Annotated in this window: 17 protein-coding genes; 6 read left to right on the top strand and 11 right to left on the bottom strand. The window is 67.0% G+C overall.

The features are described from left to right. The 6 genes from ACWPXK_RS25325 to ACWPXK_RS25300 all read right to left on the bottom strand — a co-directional run bounded on the left by ACWPXK_RS25325 (position 1) and on the right by ACWPXK_RS25300 (position 6,683). Positions 1-1,491 (bottom strand): CoA-transferase, encoded by a 1,491-nt coding sequence (locus tag ACWPXK_RS25325; protein WP_454198658.1) that lies wholly within the window; start codon positions 1,489-1,491, stop codon positions 1-3. Beyond that, positions 1,488-2,222, bottom strand: coding sequence for a 3-oxoacyl-ACP reductase FabG (fabG, locus tag ACWPXK_RS25320; RefSeq protein ID WP_454198657.1), 735 nt, complete (start codon positions 2,220-2,222; stop codon positions 1,488-1,490). The genes ACWPXK_RS25325 and fabG overlap by 4 nt, the downstream gene beginning before the upstream one ends. After that, entirely contained in the window at positions 2,215-3,285 is a 1,071-nt protein-coding gene (locus tag ACWPXK_RS25315) for a LacI family DNA-binding transcriptional regulator (protein WP_454198656.1), read from the bottom strand. Before ACWPXK_RS25315 ends, fabG begins: the two co-directional genes overlap by 8 nt. A gap of 859 nt (positions 3,286-4,144) precedes the next feature. Continuing rightward, complete coding sequence (locus tag ACWPXK_RS25310; protein WP_454198655.1) at positions 4,145-4,912, bottom strand: 2-phosphosulfolactate phosphatase; 768 nt, start codon at positions 4,910-4,912, stop codon at positions 4,145-4,147. 168 nt (positions 4,913-5,080) lie between these two features. Next, positions 5,081-5,995 (bottom strand): aminoglycoside phosphotransferase family protein, encoded by a 915-nt coding sequence (locus ACWPXK_RS25305; RefSeq protein WP_454198654.1) that lies wholly within the window; start codon positions 5,993-5,995, stop codon positions 5,081-5,083. A gap of 97 nt (positions 5,996-6,092) precedes the next feature. Further along, positions 6,093-6,683: a TetR/AcrR family transcriptional regulator gene (locus ACWPXK_RS25300; protein WP_454198653.1), complete on the bottom strand. Its 591-nt coding sequence runs from the start codon at positions 6,681-6,683 to the stop codon at positions 6,093-6,095. Between the two features lie 61 nt (positions 6,684-6,744). Between ACWPXK_RS25300 and ACWPXK_RS25295 the strand changes: the two genes are divergently transcribed. The 4 genes from ACWPXK_RS25295 to ACWPXK_RS25280 are packed head-to-tail and all read left to right on the top strand — an operon-like array spanning position 6,745 to position 9,021. Continuing rightward, positions 6,745-7,722: an NAD-dependent epimerase/dehydratase family protein gene (locus tag ACWPXK_RS25295; RefSeq protein WP_454198652.1), complete on the top strand. Its 978-nt coding sequence runs from the start codon at positions 6,745-6,747 to the stop codon at positions 7,720-7,722. 21 nt (positions 7,723-7,743) lie between these two features. Beyond that, positions 7,744-7,959, top strand: a complete 216-nt coding sequence (locus ACWPXK_RS25290; protein ID WP_454198651.1) for a hypothetical protein — start codon at positions 7,744-7,746, stop codon at positions 7,957-7,959. A 44-nt stretch (positions 7,960-8,003) separates the two neighbouring features. Continuing rightward, the gene (locus ACWPXK_RS25285) at positions 8,004-8,399 is read left to right on the top strand and encodes a RidA family protein (protein ID WP_454198650.1); all 396 of its coding nucleotides are present in this window, start codon (positions 8,004-8,006) and stop codon (positions 8,397-8,399) included. A gap of 28 nt (positions 8,400-8,427) precedes the next feature. Beyond that, entirely contained in the window at positions 8,428-9,021 is a 594-nt protein-coding gene (locus ACWPXK_RS25280; protein WP_454198649.1) for a TetR/AcrR family transcriptional regulator, read from the top strand. Between the two features lie 110 nt (positions 9,022-9,131). Here the strand turns inward: ACWPXK_RS25280 and ACWPXK_RS25275 are convergent, their stop codons facing one another. Further along, positions 9,132-10,577, bottom strand: coding sequence for a purine-cytosine permease family protein (locus ACWPXK_RS25275; RefSeq protein ID WP_454198648.1), 1,446 nt, complete (start codon positions 10,575-10,577; stop codon positions 9,132-9,134). A 106-nt stretch (positions 10,578-10,683) separates the two neighbouring features. Here ACWPXK_RS25275 and ACWPXK_RS25270 point away from each other — a divergent pair, with 106 nt between their 5' ends. After that, entirely contained in the window at positions 10,684-12,282 is a 1,599-nt protein-coding gene (locus ACWPXK_RS25270) for a PucR family transcriptional regulator (RefSeq protein ID WP_454198647.1), read from the top strand. Positions 12,283-12,298: 16 nt separating this feature from the next. Here ACWPXK_RS25270 and ACWPXK_RS25265 read toward each other — a convergent pair whose 3' ends face one another. Genes ACWPXK_RS25265 through ACWPXK_RS25255 form a run of 3 tightly spaced genes read right to left on the bottom strand, consistent with a single transcriptional unit; the run spans position 12,299 to position 14,914 of the window. Beyond that, the gene (locus ACWPXK_RS25265; protein WP_454198646.1) at positions 12,299-13,189 is read right to left on the bottom strand and encodes a polysaccharide deacetylase family protein; all 891 of its coding nucleotides are present in this window, start codon (positions 13,187-13,189) and stop codon (positions 12,299-12,301) included. Next, positions 13,165-14,286 carry an oxidoreductase gene (locus ACWPXK_RS25260; protein ID WP_454198645.1) on the bottom strand — a complete coding sequence of 374 codons (1,122 nt, stop codon included), beginning with the start codon at positions 14,284-14,286 and terminating at the stop codon, positions 13,165-13,167. Before ACWPXK_RS25260 ends, ACWPXK_RS25265 begins: the two co-directional genes overlap by 25 nt. Beyond that, the gene (locus ACWPXK_RS25255; RefSeq protein ID WP_454198644.1) at positions 14,273-14,914 is read right to left on the bottom strand and encodes a DUF1989 domain-containing protein; all 642 of its coding nucleotides are present in this window, start codon (positions 14,912-14,914) and stop codon (positions 14,273-14,275) included. Before ACWPXK_RS25255 ends, ACWPXK_RS25260 begins: the two co-directional genes overlap by 14 nt. Positions 14,915-15,068: 154 nt before the next feature. Here ACWPXK_RS25255 and ACWPXK_RS25250 point away from each other — a divergent pair, with 154 nt between their 5' ends. Further along, the gene (locus tag ACWPXK_RS25250) at positions 15,069-16,427 is read left to right on the top strand and encodes an amidase family protein (RefSeq protein ID WP_454198643.1); all 1,359 of its coding nucleotides are present in this window, start codon (positions 15,069-15,071) and stop codon (positions 16,425-16,427) included. A 413-nt stretch (positions 16,428-16,840) separates the two neighbouring features. Here the strand turns inward: ACWPXK_RS25250 and ACWPXK_RS25245 are convergent, their stop codons facing one another. Then, on the bottom strand, positions 16,841-17,497 hold the full coding sequence (locus ACWPXK_RS25245) for a carboxymuconolactone decarboxylase family protein (protein WP_454198642.1): 657 nt from the start codon (positions 17,495-17,497) through the stop codon (positions 16,841-16,843). Positions 17,498-17,504 lie beyond the last annotated feature (7 nt).

The following is a 17,504-nucleotide window of genomic DNA, read 5'->3' as shown; positions in this document are numbered from 1 at the left end:
TTACTCCTTGGATTCGGACGAACGCTCGAGTGAGTCGGTGAGGATCGGAATGTTGCGCAGGACATCGCCTGTTCCGACGGACGGATCCAGGTCGTGCACGACCCACCCGGCCGCGGTCAGCCGCAACGTGACGTCCTCGGTGGCGAGATACACCTGCTGGTCCTTGGCCAGCGCGGCCTGCCCGCTGAAGGTCGTGTGATCGACGTGATCGACGAACTTCCGGTTGCGCCCGCCCGCGGAGAGCAGGAAACAGATGCGGCGGGCGCCGTCCAGGATGTCGATGAACCCGCCGCATCCGATCACTCGGCCACCGAGCACGGAGACGTTGACATCGCCGGTGCCGCTGACCTGTCCCGCACCCATGAAGGCGATATCCGCGCCACCGCCGTTGTAGAAGTCGAACTGCGCCGCGTGCCCGATGATGGCACTGGGGTTCCTGGCGGCACCGAAATCCGTACCGCCGAGCGGTAGTCCGTCGTAGACACCCGACTCGATGGTCATCGTCACCTGATCGAGCAGGCCGGCCCTGGCAAGCGCGCCACCGATGGTGTCGCCGGGAATTCCCGTCCCGACGTTGATCACATCGCCGGGTTCGACGAGCCGCGCACCCCGTTCGCCGACCCGCGCCCGGGCGCGGGTCACCGGCGTGGACGACAGCGCCGCCGACAGCTCATCGACAGTGGCGAACCCGGAGATCAGCGCGCGATCCAGCGTCGCGGAATCCGTCTGGCGATGACCGGTATCGACGTCGTCCACCGGGACGATGTAGTCGATCAGCGTCCCGGGCACGCTGACCTCACGCGCAGCGATCGCGCCCCTTGGCACGACCTGTTTGGCCTGGCAGATCACGAACCCTCCGCTGTTACGCACCGCCTGGGCAAGGGAAAGGGCGTCCAGGCCCGAAGCCTCCTCGGACTGGCTGGCATTGCCTGCCTCGTCGACCGCCGAGGCCCGGAGAATCCCGACATCGATCGGAAACGACTTGTAGCGCAGGTAATCCCGGCCATCCAAGGTGACGACATCCACGTACGTATTCGGCGCGATCATTCCGCGAGCGGAATGGTTGATCCGGCCACCGTCGACACGTGGGTCCACAAAGGTCGCGATGCCGACGGTGCTCAGGTTGCCGGGCCGCCCGGCGGCTATAGCGCGGTACAGCGTCGACAACTGCCCCTGAGGAAGGCACACACCGGGTACTTCGTCCCCGCCGAGCAAGGCGCTCATCCGCGGCGCAAGACCCCAGTGCGATCCGACGACGCAGGCGACAAGACCGCGGTGCGCGAAGTGGTCGAGCCCAGCAGCCCGGTTGGCCTGCCCCGAGGCGTGCACCAGGGTCAGTCCGTGTGGGCGGCCGGACTCGAGGAACGAACGCTCGATTGCCGCGTACACCTCCTCGGCGACACCCATCATGGTGAATCCGTCGAGGGCAACAGTGGAGCCCGCAGGGATGAGATCCGCGGCTTGCTCGGCGGTGACGATTCGTGGGCTCATAGCGTGTAGCCGCCGCCCACCGCGATGACCTCGCCGGTGACGTACTCGGCGGAGTCGCTGGACAAGAAGGCCACGACCTCGGCGACGTCCTGGGGAACACCGGCGCGCCCGAGTGGAATCCTGTCCAGCTGGGCCCGATAGATCTCAGCGGGAAGACCACGCGTCATGTCCGTGTCGATGAAGCCGGGGCACACCGCGTTCGCGGTGATGTGAAACCGAGCCAGTTCCTTGGCAACGGAGCGAGTCAGGCCGACGACACCCGCCTTGGCGGCGGCGTAGTTGGTCTGGCCGATATTGCCCATCCATGAGGCGGACGAGATGTTCACGATGCGGCCATACCCGTGCTGGCGCATGTGGCGGCCGACTGCGCGAACCGTGTAGAACACGGCGGACAGATCGACCGCGAGCACGGCATGCCACTGGTCGTCGGTCATCTTGTGCAGCATCGCGTCTCGGTTGATGCCGGCGTTGTTGACCAGGATGGCGATCGGACCGACACGATCCTCGGTGTCTTCGACGACGTCGTCGACCGCGGCGCGGTCGCCGACATCGAGTTCGATCCCGATGCTGCCGTTGCCGGCCTCGCGTGCCGTCTCGGCCGCCAGGTCACCATCGATGTCGGCAGCCACAACGGTGTCGCCGCGCGCCGCGAGCGCGGCGCAAATCGCCTGCCCGATACCGCGTCCCGCGCCGGTGACCAGCGCGATCCGGCGGCCAGGTGTGTCAGCCATCGTGGGGCTCCTTTCGTACGCAGCCGCAGGTCCGGCCGATCCGGAGCTGATGACGGCAGATAGTGGCGGTGTACTTTCGTGGCGCGGCCTCGATGCGGCGAAGCAGCAGCGCCACCGAGCCGCGCGCCATCTGCTGCCGGGGCTGGGTCACCGTGGTGAGGTCGACCAGCGGAGACGTCGCGAGCGGAAGCCCGTCGAAGCCGGTTACCGCGAGGTCGTCGGGAATACGGAGGCCCGATCCGAGCGCGGCCGCCATCACGCCGAGCGCGATGGCGTCGCTACCGCATACCACCGCGGCGGGCTGCTCGGGTAACGCGAACAGGTGCTCGGCCGCGGCACGTCCGCCGGCCTCGCTGAGCTGTGTGCTGATCCGCCAGGCTGCGGGCAGACGCATGCCGTGCTCGCGGGCAACCTCTGCGAAGACCTTCTCGCGGGCGGCGGACGCGCTGGATGCTCGCGGCCCGACGACGACGGCGATAGTCGGATACCCGTGTCCGATCACGTGATTCATCAGTTCGCGAGCGGCCGCAGCGTCGTCGATACCCACATAGTCACCGGCGACTTGCGGAATGCGGCGAGACAGCTGGACGTAAGGGATATGGGCGTGGCGCAGCTCCCGGATGGCCTCCGCATCGTCACGGCGCAACGCGGTGAGGACAACGCCATCTACCTGACGTTCGATCATCACGCCGACCAACCGTCGCAGTGTGTCCGGATCGTCCTTGGTGTGCCCGAGCAAAACCTCGTATCCAGAAGCATGAGCAGCGTCGGTGACGCCGGCGGCAAGCTCGGGGTAGAAGGGGTTGGCGATGTCTGCGAGTACCAGCCCGATGACGTTGCTATGCCCGCGGCGGAGGCTGGCGGCAAGGGCATTCGGCTTGAAACCGAGTTCATCGGCCAGCTCCAGCACCCGCTTGCGGGTGGCTTCCGAAACGCCCGGCTTGCCGTTCATCACATAGGAAACCGCCGCGCACGACACTCCGGCCGCACCGGCGACGTCGGCGGCCGAAACGCGGCGTAACCGCTGATTGCCGATTTTCGCTCCCGGTCGCTGCCTGCTCACCATCTCAGGTCCTTTCGGCCGAAGGTCTTGCTCAGCAAGGACGATAAAAGCTGGTGATTCGATTAAGCAACGTTAAGCAGAGTCATCGACAAGTCGCCCACGCGATGGCTGGACTGAATCCAACCGAGCGTGCATCGCGGCCGATCACCAGGCCCGCCTACGCGTTTCGCGCAATATCCGTCGGCGGATATTGTCACCCAGGGAAACCGCCGTCATACTCTGCATCTACGAAGCAGCGTTTCGGCGCGTGTCTCGAAACCTCTGGACGCATCCCATTACCTTTCAGCACAGTCGCTTTCGGTAGAAGGGCAATGTGGGACCGAGGGATGCGGCTTGCCGGTCAGGACTGACAGTGCGTAGGCGACCTCTTCGTGGTCGGCGCATGTAGAAGGGATGTTTCCGTAGTCCCGACCTGGTTCGCCAGTATCCGGCACCCCCAGCGAGTCGGTAGTTCATGCCCTTAAGAAACCTTTTGGACGCGATACGATTTCGGTACTTAGCCGGAGCAGCAGCACAATTGCCGGTGACACCGCACCCTCAGCCTGGGCCCACCGTGTCGCCAACACCGGGCGCAACAGCTATTGCTGTTTGTCAGTGAACTGCTGCGTGTCGGCGGGCGGTTGGTGATCGAATCCGTCCCGATTGTGGTCACGGTCCCGCCCGGAAGACGGTGTGTGCCAATGCGTTCGGAGCTCCAGGGAGTAGTCGACGCGACCGTGCGTGCGTTGCGGCAGGCCGCTGTGGACTGGCTGGCAGCCTTGGACCGAGCTGGCGACGCTGACCAGCGTCGTCGTGTCGTTCGGCATCTGGGTCGTTTTCCGAACGTGCGAGGACTGGCAAAGCAGGGCGGCGACCGTGGTCACGACGCGTTGACGAAACACCCATCGACCAAGACCGGCACGGCGTGACTGGTCTCGAGCTCGGTCGCGACAGCGACGTCAGCGCCAAACCCGCCCGCAGCCAGTTCACGGCCGGAAGCGCAGTCACTCACCACTGCGCGAGCATCACCCACGGCGCCGTACCCCGCCGCAGCGGCCGATGCCTCCGGCGACAGCGACCCGGCGCCGTGCTCGGCGAGCGCGGCGATCACCGCAGCGGCGCCGAGCCAGTCCTCGACCGCGGGCCGCAGCACGTCTCGGCCCGGCCAGTGTTCGCCGGCGGCGATCACCGCGACGGGTTGCTCGACGGTTCCCCAGCCTTGCCCGGCAATCCAGCCCGCGACCGCGGAGGCGTTACGAAGGCATGCGGCGATCACCGGAATCCTGGTGACAGCAGCGGAAATAGCCGATCCGTTCGGTGACGGCAGCACCAGCCGCGCCGGCGCGGGCGCGCGTCTGAGCGCGGCAGGAGACAGCGACCACGGCTGCTGCTCCGACACGGCCCTGCGGCCGACAGCCAGCTTCGCGTCGTGCTTCGCAGCGAATCCCGCGGCACTGCCGTCGCGCCACGGATACGGCAGAACTCGTGTTCCGGCCTCGACCGCCACCGAAACCGCTGTTGTGAACGACAAGACATCGACCACCACCAGCGCCGCGCACCGCGGACCGAGCGCCTGCGCGCCCGCCAACCCCCAATCGAATCGGACACCGGCCGACGACTGCGTAGACCATTCCGGAAACTCCGACACCTGTGCATCCCCTCTCTGCGCATCCGCTGCGGTCTCGGCTACGACAGAACCAACATGTCAGAGACCAGGGGAGCACCCACACTCGCTGCGGAATCCGCAAGGCAGCCACCTGACGCCGTCCTGCTGGAACTCCTCACGGTCTTCTGAAGCGTCAGGGAAGACGATTGATCAACGATGGGTTGTGATGAGGCGTCGCAGTGCAGCCTGGGCGGGTGGACCCCAGGACGGCTTGCCACCGGGGCGGCCGTGGACCCCGGCGTCTGCGATGAAGATGCCGGCGAAGGCGCGCAGTACCGCGTATCCGCGGGCGCGGCGCAGGGTCGCCGCGTCCGGGGCCGGCTGGTAAGCGTCATGGAAGCGGTCGACGGCGCCGTCGGGCAGCAGAATCCACGCGGCCGCGAGATCGAAAGCCGGATCACCCGCGAAGAGGTCACCGAAGTCGATCACGCCGCAGATCGCGCCATCTGCGGTGAGGACGTTGGCCGGATGCAGATCACCGTGCAGCCACAGCGCCGGACCGGCCCAGCCGGGCGCGGCGGCCGCATCTTCCCAGACCGCGCGGACGGCATCCGGATCCGGAATCAGCCCCAACTCGGTGGCCAAAGCAAGCTGCTCGGCGAACCTCTCGGAACATTCGGCCAGCGGCCCTCCCCGGTCGCGGCCGGTGGGCGCTTGTTCGGGGGCGGGTTGGTGAAGTGCCGTCAGGAAGGCGGCCAAGGTGGTGGCAGCCTCCGCTGCGTGTGTGACAGGAGCACGGTCGGCAGGCTCGCCCGGCACCCAGGTAGTGACGATCCACGGCCGCGGAAACCGTTCGGAGGGCTCACCGAAGCGCTGCGCAATGGGAACCGGCAGCGGTAGACGCGGGGCGAGGGCGGGCAGCCAGGTGTATTCCTTGCGTAGCAGTGCGTCCGCGGACTCCGTCGCCCAGGGCAGCCGGACGGCGAGATCGTCGCCGAGCCGCCACAGCTGATTGTCCCAGCCACGGGCACCGAGCCGCACAGGATGACCAGCCAGGTCGGGGTGCTGATCACGCAGCAGATCCCGCACCAACTCCGCCGTGATCTCGAACTCGGTGTGCGTCACGCGCGTCAACGGTAGCCGGATGACAGCCGACCCGTCACCGGTCCGCTGCTCCAGCGCAGCGTCAACCCGGCAGTGACCGCATTCGAGGTCGCGGCCTTCAAGCGTGACTTGTGCGATCCGGGAAGAGCGGCAGAATCTGCGCCAGGATCAGCTCGCAAGGGGTGAGGGACTGCTGGGCGCGCGCCAGGACCATGGCGCCCTCGAGAGCGCCGAGAAGGAGCATAGCCAGACCGCTGGCGTCCTCAGCGGACGTGACTCCGTAGTACGTCAGGCTCTCTGCCAAGGACGCTAGAAGCACGTTGTAGGCCTCGCGGCAAGCGGCGGCGAGTGCGGCGGACCCTGGCACCGAATCGAGGGTGACCGTGGTGATCGGCAGGCCCTCGCTGAAACCGGTCTCCTGCAAGTGATGGGAGAAGTGTTCGGCCATCGATGTGACCCATGTCCGTGCGGTGGGACTGGACAGACGGGTGGCTTCGATGAAGCTCACCGAGTCCGCCGCCGCGATACGAACAGCCTCGACCGCGATCTCTTCCTTCCCTCCTGGGAACAAGTAGTAGACCGATCCCCGGGGTGCGCCGGACTCCTCGATGATCTGCGCTAGTCCGGTCCCCTGGTATCCCTGGCGGCACAGTAGCCGGTGTGCGCTGCCGAGGATCTTCTCGCGCGAATCGGACTTGGGTCTGGCCATGAGGTAAGCATATTGTTCGGTATAGCTATACTGATCGTTATAGTTTGGAAGGAAGTGCAATGTGGCAACCGTCTTTGTCACCGGCGGCTCGGGGTTCGTCGGCGGCCGGCTGATCACCCGTTTGATTGCTGACGGGCACACGGTGCGCGCGCTGGTCCGCAGCGATGCTGCAGCTCAGAGAGTCCAAGGCCTCGGCGCCATCCCAGCACGGGCGAACCTGGCAGACCCCGAGGGTTTGCGTGCCGCCGCGGCAGGGGCCGAGCTGGCTTTTCACGCGGCCGCACGCACCAGCGTCGGCGGCAGCCGCCAGCAGTTTCAGGCCGACAACGTCACCGGCACCGCCAACGTGGTGCACGCCGCGCGTGAAGCCGGGGTGAGGCGATTCATCCATGTCGGAACCGAAGCGGCCCTGATGGACGGCCAGTCATTGGTCAACGTGAACGAATCTGCGCCACTGAGACCGGACTCGCGCGCTTACTACTCTGCATCCAAGGCGGCCGCCGAACAGCTTGTGCTCGAAGCCAACGGAACCCGGATGGAAACCGTCGTATTGCGCCCGCGCTTCGTCTGGGGCGCAGGAGACACAACGCTGCTGCCCGAGCTGATCAGCATGGTCGACGCAGGCCGCTTCGCGTGGCTCGACGGTGGGCGGCACCTCACCGACACGACCCACGTCGACAACGCGGTGGAGGGACTGATCCTCGCGGCCGAGCGCGGCCAACCGGGTCAGGCGTACTTCGTGACCGACGGCTCGCCGGTCGTCTTCCGCGAGTTCCTCACCGAACTGCTTGCCACGCAGGGTGTCGCCGCTCCAGACCGTTCCCTGCCCTTCGGGATCGCTCGTGGTGTTGCAGCGGCCGGCGAGACCCTATGGCGGACCCTGCATCTGAAGGGCGCACCCCCACTGGATTACATGAGTGTCTGGCTCTCCGGCCGCGAGTGCACCATCGATATCACCAGGGCGCGCACGGAACTCGGCTACGAGCCGATCAAGACACGACAGCAGGGACTTGCCGAACTGCGTTCCCGAGCAGGTTGACGTTCAGGGCCCTAGGGAGTCATGAACAAGATCGCCGTCACCGCCTTCATCGGCACTTCGCTGCTGCTGTTCGGCGGAGTCCAAATCGCAGCGGCCGCCGAGCCGGAGCCGTACGTTGTCGAATGTCTCGAAGGCACACCTGGACCCGCGCGATGGAGTGACGGCAGCGTCCGGTACTCGCAGTGGTGCTTCGACACTCACGGCGGCCGTGAGTACCTCGGCTCGGAAGGACGCTAGGATAGTTTTGGATCAACTGCTACATAATCTTGAGGAAGGCAACCATGGCTGCTCCTGAACGTGTACGTGTCACCGCGGATCCCGACTGGTACGCCTCCGCCGGGATCGCGCTGGGCATGCGGGTGGGCGACCTCGTCTTCACCTCAGGGCAGGCGCCGATCGACGAGCGCGGCGCCACCGTCGGAAAGGGCGACTTCGAGGCGCAAGCCCGGCGCGCTCTCGCCAATCTCGCTACGGTCCTGGCGAACGCGGGTTCCGGCCTCGATCGCGTGGTCAAAGCGACGGTGTTCGTCACCGACATCGGCATGCAGGACATCTTCGCCGAACTCCGCGCCGAGTACTTCGCGGCGCCCTACCTTGCGGAGTCCTTCGTTGAGGTGTCCTCGCTCGCCGATCCCGACTGGATGATCGAGATCGAGGCGATCGGGCTGGTCCGGTAGCGGGGATCGTCAACACTGGAGTAGGAACATGGCGAGGCCGCGGAAGTTCGACGAAACTCGCGCCGTCAACGCAGCGATGGAAGCGTTCTGGCGTCACGGATACGAGGCGACCTCCACCCGGGACTTGGCCGATTGCACAGGTCTGGGTGCGTCGAGCCTGTACAACACCTTCGGCGACAAACGTCAGCTGTACCTGCGTGCCCTGCGCCGGTACTACGAGACCAGCACCGCCGAACAGACCCGAGTCCTGCGGCGCCCGGGGCCGGTCAAAGACCGGCTCCGGGACCTGATGGTTCACGCGATCGACCTGGACCTCCCTGTACCCGGCGCCACCGGCAACGGCACCGCAGGGTGCTTCGCCATCAATGCGTCGATCGAGAGAGCGGGAGCGGATCCCGAGGTCGAGAACGAGGTGCGACGGCACTTCGGCACAGTGGAAGAAGCGCTGCGCGAGGCCATCTCGCGGGGTCAGCACTGCGGCGAGATCACCAAGGGGCACGACGCGGAAACACTGGCCCGCCAGATTCTGAGCACGTACTACGGGTTGCGAGTGCTGGCCCGGATCCAGCAGGACCGGCAGGCCCTGCTGAGCGTAGTGGAGAGCACGCTGGCTGCTCTGTAATCCCGGGTCGATCGGAAGAGGTCTCTCTCGTCGACTGGGACCGCTCGGAGATTCGTCTCCGCGCGATGCGGCCCTGACCGAGGCGATACGTCCGGAATCTGCTTGGAGATTCACGTGCCGGTGCGGCGAGTGGGCACCAGGACTGTCAGGATGCCGTAGATACCGCCGGCGACGAGGCTGCCGGACAGCCAGGAGAAGTCGGTGTTGCCCAGAGCTTTTGCCACCGGCCCCTGCATGGCGGGGAGCATGCCGTACTGCCAGGACCAGCCGGCGAGCAGTCCGGCGGCGAGGCCGACCAGGCCGCGGATGTTGAAGGCACCGTAGCTCGATGACATGCCGTCGCGGTAGAGGTCGGGGATCGAGAAGGTGTTGCGGCGAACCAGGAAGTAGTCGACGAGCAGGATGGACATCCACGGGCTGATCCACATCAGGATCGACACCATCCAGTTGTCGAAGGCATGCGCGAAACTCGACGAGTTGATGAACACTGCCAGCACCACGGAGGCTACCGCGCCTGCGACGAGAGTGACCTTCCAACGGGCGATGTGGATGCCGATGGTCAGCGCGGCCAGCGAGCACGAGTACAGGTTGAGGATATTGGTGGCGATGGGGCCGTGCATGATCAGCAGCAGCACGGGAACGGCGAGCGCGCCGAAGGTGCTGACGACGAGGGTGGACGGGTCGGCGTCACCGCCCGCGCTCGCCAGGCAGGCGCCGAGGGCAGCGAGCCAGACAGTGGGCAGGTACATCCCGGCCGCCGACGCCCAGAACACGGTCCTGGCGCGCAGCTTCGGCCGGGCGAACCGGCTGTAGTCCGCCGCGTAGGGTATCCAGGTCAGGCCCCAGCCGACACCGATGGCGGTGACGAGTTGTGTTATCGCGGTGAACTTCTCGCCGGGCGTCTCGGCTGCGGCCCGGGTCCAGTCCAGGTGGGTGCGGGCGAGGGCCACCACGGTCATCGCCACCATCACCGCGATGGTGAGGGGGACGGTGTACTTCTCGAACGTGCGGATCGCGTAGAACCCGTACAGCGCGAGCGCGAGTTGCACCACCATGATGACCGCCGCAACAACAACCTTCAGTTCCATGCCGCCCCGGACACCGATCTGCTCGAGCACCGCGAGCACGAGATCGAGCACGACCCAGGTGTTGACGCCCACCCACGCCATGGTCAGCAGCCCCTGGACGAGGGCGGGCAATACGGCTCCGGTGATGCCGAACGCCGAGCGTCCCAGCACCATCTGATTAACGGCGGTGCGGTGGCCGATGACATTGAACAGGCCGAATACGGTGCACCCGACCAGATTTCCGACCGTGACCACGATCAGTGTTTCGATCAGGCTGAGCCCGAGAGCGATTCCGAGTGCGCCGAGCACCCAGTTGATGGGCGCGATATTCACGCCGCACCAGATCCAGAACAGTTCCCAGGGGGAACAGTCCCGCTCCCGATCGGGAATGGGTAACACACCGTGCTCGTCGAATCGGACACCGGTGTCGCCTGTCACCGGATCGGTGGTCGCAGTGCTTCCGGCGCCGGGTGGTTGCGGGGATGACATGACTTCCCTCTTTCGGTAGTGATTGACCTCATAACAGCACCGCACAGGTCGAGAGAGTTATGTGTATTCATCTACCGATAGCCGGAAGTTGTGTAGATTTCGATAGGTGCTGACCATTAGCCGACTTGTCGCCGATCCCGCGCTGGGCCTGCGGGTGATGACGCCGGAACTCACCGAACGCCTGGCGGCGGAGATCAGCTGGCTGCACACCACAGAGCTGCCCGACCCGTCGCGCTACGTCCGGCCCGGGGAACTGGTGCTGACCAACGGCCTGTGGCTGCCGCACGTATCGGCGGAGCGGTTCGTCGACGCTGTTGCTCGGGCAGGTGCCGCCGGACTGGTCTATGGGCTGACCGCGCAGACCCCGGCTCTTCCTGAAGGACTGGTCGCGCTGTGCCTTTCGCGTGGCCTGCCGTTGGTCGAACTGTGTATCGGGGTACCGTTCGCCGCACTCACCCGGGCCGCCGCCCGGATCCAGAACGAGGTGCTGCAGGCGGAACTGACCGCGACCGTGCACCGCGGGGACGCTTTGGCCACCGCCTTGTCACGTGGCACCGGTGCGGCGGGCGTACTCGAAATCCTGCGTGGCGAAACGGAACTGCCGCTACTGGTTGTTGATCGCAAGGGGCGCTGCCTGGCCAGTATCGGCTGCGAACCGACCGGAGAGCAGATCCGCCTCGCCGCCGCGGCGCTCAACCGCACGCCGCCACCGCTGGAAGTCGACCTGCTGGGTTCCGGCCCGTCCGCGCTGTACCTCGTCGAGGGCGCGATGGGCGAGATCGACGCCGGGCTGTACTGCCTCGAACCGGCAACGAAACTGGTCACGGCCGACCGGGAAGCCCTCGCCCAGGCTGCCCGATTCCTGAGCCTGGAGGTCACCAAACAGCAGGCGGTGCATGCTATCGAGGCGCGCTTCGCGGCCGAGCTACTGGAGATGATCCTGTCCGGGCCGCGGCGCAGCGGCGAGGTGAGTCAGCGGCTGCGCGCGTACGGTGTGCCGGCGGATCGTCCACTGGGCGTATTCGCACTCGCACCGGTATCCCCGCCCGGAGGCCACGGCACACTGCCCGACGAGATAGCCGACGCCGTCGGCGCGTTCTTCGCCACGCACGGCATACCGGTATTCGCCGCTGCGGGAAGCCGCGACGTGGTGGCCGTCTGCCCGTGGGATCGCACGGCGGACGAGCTGGCGCGTTTCGCTCGCGAGTTGTCCGTGGAAGTAGGCAGGCGCGTACCCGCTTCGCGGGTGGTCATCGGACTGGGTGAGATCGCGACCACCGCAGGCGCACTGCGGGAACCACTGGTTCGCGCTCGGGAAGTCTGCCAGGTGCTGCGCGCGCAGGACGGCCCGGACACGGCCACCTTCGCCGATGTCGCGACCTTCCGGATGCTGCTCGGCCTGCTCGACGAGCGGGTGCTGCGGCGGTTCACCGATCAGGTTCTCGGCATCATCCGCGAGCACGACACCCGCGCCCACACCGAACTCGAGCACACCCTGCGGACGTTCCTTGCCAACGACGGCCAGTGGGGTGTGACGGCCGCCGCATTGCATGTGCACGTCAACACCCTGCGCAACCGCATGGCCCGGATCACCGAGCTGACCGGACGCAACGTCAACCGGCTCGAGGACATCGTCGACTTGTTCCTGGCCCTGACAGCCGAGTCCGTCGGCCCGGGCGCCGCATCGCCCACGGTTACGCGGTGACCGGGCCGATGTGACGTCAGTTCGGGTACACGGCTGGATCCACGTCATAGCTCGGCAACGGGCGATGTGGCGTCCCGGCGTCCTCGCGCGCCCATGCGGCCACTTCCCGGCAGCGCGCGAACGTCACGTCCCCGCACTCCTGGGCATAGGCGATGAGGCGTCGCAGCGCCATCATCCGGCCCGGCCGCCCGGTGAGGAACGGGTGCATGCACACGTTGAACAGGCAGTTGTAGTGCCGCATCCCGTCGAGTTCGGCGCGCCACATCTGCTCGACCTTCTCGGGGGATTCGATCACCGAGCCGATACGCGGCTCGGGCAGATACGCGTACTGCTCCCAGTCGTCCAGCGACCAGTGCACCGGCAGCTCCACCACCGGCGTGTGCCCGCTGCCGACGAGGTACGGCCGGTCGTCACCCATCAGTGACGAGTCGTAGGCCAGCCCGTATTCGGCGACCAGGCCGATGGTTTCGCGGCTGGCGCTCCACATCGCCGCACGATGCCCGGTGATCTCGATGCCCTGTGCCGCGAAAACATCGAGTGCGCGCTCGAAATCCGCGCGTTCGGCACCGGGCGGCAACGAGGTGGGCGCACGGTGACTGTAGGAGTGGTGCGCGACCTCGTGCCCCCGGTCGACGATCGAGCGGGCCAGGCCCAGACGCTGCTCGGCAACCCAGCCGGGCACGAAGAAGGTCGCGGGAACGGCCATCTCGTCGAGGAGATCGAGGATCCGCGGTACGCCCACATCCGGTCCGTAGGACTGGTGTGACATCACCATGGGGTGATCGGCGTAGTGGCGTCCTTCCGCGAGGATGGGCGTCTCCGCGTCGACATCGAAGGTCAGCGTCGCGACAGCTGTCCCGCCGCGCCTCCAGCCGCGTTCGCTCATTTGCCGTTTCGCGCGCGCCATGCGGCGGCACTGTCCAGAGTGGCCATGGGATGCAGCATCGCACGGTCGAACGGATCCAATGCCGTCCCGGTCTCCACACGGCGCGGCAGGTCCGGATTCGCCAGCGCACCCTGACCGAGGGACAGCAGGTCGGCATGACCGCCGGTCAGGACATCGGCGGCCTGGGTGAGGGCGTGCATTCCGCCATTGGCGATGACCGGGCGCCCGGACACCTGACGGGCGAGCTGGGTAATGGTCGAGCCATTCGGGAAGCGCGCGGTCTCGATGAAATTCCTGCCTTCACTGGCGACGTGCAGGTAGGTCGCCTCGGCGAGGGCCGCGAAGACGACTCGCGCGTCGGCGTCGGCGCCGGGCCAGCGGTAGGTGAAATCGTTGACCTTGGTCTGCGACAGCCGCACACCGATGGGGAAATCGCCGAGCACGTCCCGCACGGCCCGCAGCACGCGCACGGTCAGGCGAATCCGGTTCTCCACCGGCCCGCCGTACTCGTCGGTGCGCTGATTGGTGTAGTCGGTGAGGAACTGGTCGAGCAGATAGCCGTTGGCCGCGTGGATCTCGACGCCGTCGAAACCCGCCGCCCGGGCGTTCTCGGCGGCCACGGCGTATCCGGCGATCACATTGTCGATATCGCGCATGGTCATTTCCCGGGGCGCGTTCCAAGGTCCGCCGACACCGCCGTAGTCGGGCATCATCTGCCCGCGCGGCTGAACGGCCGACGGTCCGATGGTCCCGAAGCCATAGGCGTTGCCCTGCGAGATGGCTCCCGCGTGCATCAGCTGTGCGACGATCGGGGCGCCGGCAGCGTGCACGGCGTCCACCACCGCACGCCATCCGGTGATGTGCCGGTCGGTGACCAGGCCGGGCTGGTTGAGGTAGCCCTGGCTGTGTGCGGCGTCCGGGTAGATGCCCTCGGTGATGATCAAGCCGAAGTCACCCGCCGCGTACTCGCGGTAGTAGTCGGCCATCTGAGCGGTGGGCGTGCCGTCGGGTTCGGCGGAGATGCGGGTCATCGGTGCGACGACGAATCGGTTGCGCAGTTCGAGGGTGCCGAAGCGGAACGGCTGGAGCGCCGGGTGGGCGAGTTCAGTGGTGGTCATCGGTGGTCTCCTCGGTGATCGGGGGCAAGACGGTCAGGGCCAGCGGGGTGGGTCCGGCACCGTTGATGACGTTGCGGTCCTGGGGGCAGGCCGAGACGACGACGAGGCAGTCCATCTCGGCGCGGAACGTGATCGAGTCCCCCGGCGCGGTGGCGGCCTCGAGCCAGGACAGTTCGCCGTCGGCGGCGACGGGGATACGCATGAAGACGTTGATCGGCTGCGGAACGAGCGGCAGCGCCCGGTGTCCGAGATCGGCCATGGCTTGCCGCAAATTGTCGGCGCAGTTCGGGTGGTTCGGATCCCCATATGCCGCATAGCGTTCCGGATCGCAGGCGGCGATCAACATGTCGTGTAGACCCGGCGAGGTGTCGGCCAGGTAGGTGAGGATCGGGCGACGCCGGTTGGTCACGAAAGATTCGCCCAGCGCGGGAAACAGCCGACTGGTGTGGGTGCGGGTGTGCGAGGCGCTGTGGTGCTCGGTGAGGTCGTCGACGTTGTAGGCGAACACATCTCCCACCTGGCCGCCGCCGATGTCGGTGATCCGCAATCGCTCGCCGGTGCGCAAGGTCACCGACCGGGCCTGCCTGGCCGGTATGGTCACCGGCTCCGGATAGCTCAACGCTGTCATGCCGCTCAGTCAATAGGACGGCAGCGGCCACCGGGAATGGATATATTCACACCATTCAGATCCATGGCTGGATGTTCGCACATAAGAAACGCGGATGTTGGCGCGATAGCGTGCGATCCAACCGTTCCACACCTGATCATCGGGAGTGCCCACCATGACTACCGCCACCGCAATGGCGCAGGTCCTCGCCGATGGCGAGACCACGTCCGCGCAGCTGGTCGACGCAGCCGTCGACTATGCGCGGCAACCGGATTCGGCCGCGGTGATGATCACGGTCACCGGCGAACGCGCCCGATTCCAGGCCGAGGCAAGCGACCGCCGAGCTCGGCGCGGCGCCCGCCGCAGCAGGCTCGACGGAGTCCCTATCGCATGGAAGGACGTGTTCGACGTCCAAGGCGCCGTCACGACCTGCGGCTCGGCGAGCCACCTCCACGATGAACCCGCCGTCGTGGACGGCCACCTCGTGCGACGGGTGCACAACAGCGGACTGGTCACCATCGGCAAGACCAATCTCAGCGAGTTCGCGTTCTCGGGCCTCGGGATCAATTCTTGCTTCGGCACGCCCTCCAACCCCCTCGACCCGGAGCTGATTCCGGGCGGGTCCTCCTCCGGCTCTGCGGTCGCGGTCGCTCGCGGCATCGTCCCGCTCGCGGTCGGGACCGACACCTCCGGATCCGTGCGCGTGCCCGCCGCCCTGTGCGGCATCGTCGGATACCGCGCCAGTCCGGGCAGATACGGCGGCCACGACTTCGCGCCGCTGTCCGCGACGCTCGACAGCATCGGCGTGTTCGCGACCACCGTTGAGGACCTCGCCGCTTTCGACCATGTGCTCGCGCCCGCCCGGCCATCTGCCCGTCCGGTGCCGCCACGCTTCGTCGTGCCCGCGGGCGAATGGTCCGAGGACGTCGCGGCCGAGGTCGCCCACGACTTCGATGGCATCGTCACCGAACTCCGGGCGGCCGGCGCCGAGGTTCGAGTCCGCGATCTGACGTCGCTCACGTCGGCTCAGAACCTGATGGATCGCTACGGCACCATCGTCGGCGCCGAGGCCTTCCGGTTGCATCGCCATCGGCTCGACTCGTCGATGCCGATCGAACCCGCCACCCGGCGCAGACTCGAAAGCAACACGCACACCGCCGATTCCATCGCCCCGGTCTATGCCGCGATGTCGGCCTTGCGCGCCCGGTTCGCCGCCGAACTCGGGGACGCCACGCTCTTGTGTCCCACCGTCCGCCGTCTGCCGCCTCGCACGGCCGACCTCCAGTCCGATCCGGCTCGGTACGATAGCGCCAACGCCGCCGTCCTACGCACCACCATGGTGCTCAGCTACCTCGGTAGTTGCGGCATCACCTTGCCTGCACCCGACGTCGGACTCGGGCCCCGCACCGGCGTACTGCTTTCCAGACCGACCGGAGACGACCTGGCCCTCTTCGAACGTGCTGCCTGGATGCAACACATCACGAACTTGCCAGGTGTGCAGAGCGCCGCTGTGTACCCGCTGGACCTCGGGTAGGTGGCGAAAGCGGCGTCGCGGCGTCCTGCACTACGTCCCCAGCAAGGAGCATCTGCTCGTCGGCGTACTCGAAGCCCGCGACCGCTGGGATGTCGCGGGATTTCTCTCCGAGTTCGCCGGTGCCCGCCTCTCCCATCTCGAGCAGGGGCGGCGCCGGCCGGCTGGAGAAACCCGCCGACGGACCCTGGCCGTATCGAGTTGGGCCGCCTCCGCCACTGGCGCCGTCTGGTGGAGTTCGGCTTGTTTCGATGCGGCCACGCAGCCTTTGGGCGTCGCCCCGATCGGGAGCGCCTTCCAGCCGAACGACACCGCCATGATGCCGGTAACTCCAGACGGCCGCTGCCGTCGAGGGAGACACTCGAAGGCAGGGGGTCCGGATCCGAGCGGCATCACTGCCGACACAGGGCCTTCGGTCAGTCGCGCTGAGGGAGTAGGGCTGCGGCGGCGGCCCATGCTCGGGCGAGCCCGAATTCGGCGACGCCGCGGATCAGGTCGCGGAGGGTGTTCTCGGTGGCGCCGTCCGATCTGGCCAGTTCCGCGTGCAGGTGCAGGGATGCGCCCAGGGTCTGGTAGAAGATGTCCACGACCAGGCAGGCGAGTGCCCGCTCCCGGACACTGAGGTGCGGGCGGGTCCAGCGCTGGGCGAACTGGTCCTCGGTGAAGGCGGCCAGTCCCGGGTCCACGTCCTGCAGATCGTGGACCGCGCGGGCGAGGGCGCCGCTGGGCGGTATCGGGGTGATCGGGTCGGTGTCCTGCGCGGCGGGTAGGCCGAGTTCGGTCAGGCGTCCGAAGGCGGGGACCAGGATGGGGTAGCCCACGTAGGGGGCCAGGTGGCGGTAGAGCTCTCTGATGGCTTCGGGTTCGACCCCGTTGGCCAGAGCCATCTGGACGTGCATGGCCAGGGGCTGGTCCAGGTGGGGGTGGCACAGGTCGGCGGTCAGGCAGAGAAAAGTCTTCTCACGCATCGTCAGGTGGGTCAGGCCCCAGAGATTGTGGCCCGCACCGACGGCGAGCTGGGCGAAGACCGGGTCGAGAGAGGTCAGGGCGTCGGCTCCGGCGAGCTGGGTCATGGCGGGA

It is taken from the genome of Nocardia sp. Marseille-Q1738 (genome assembly GCF_965283145.1).
This window is presented reverse-complemented; position numbering and strand designations above follow the sequence as displayed.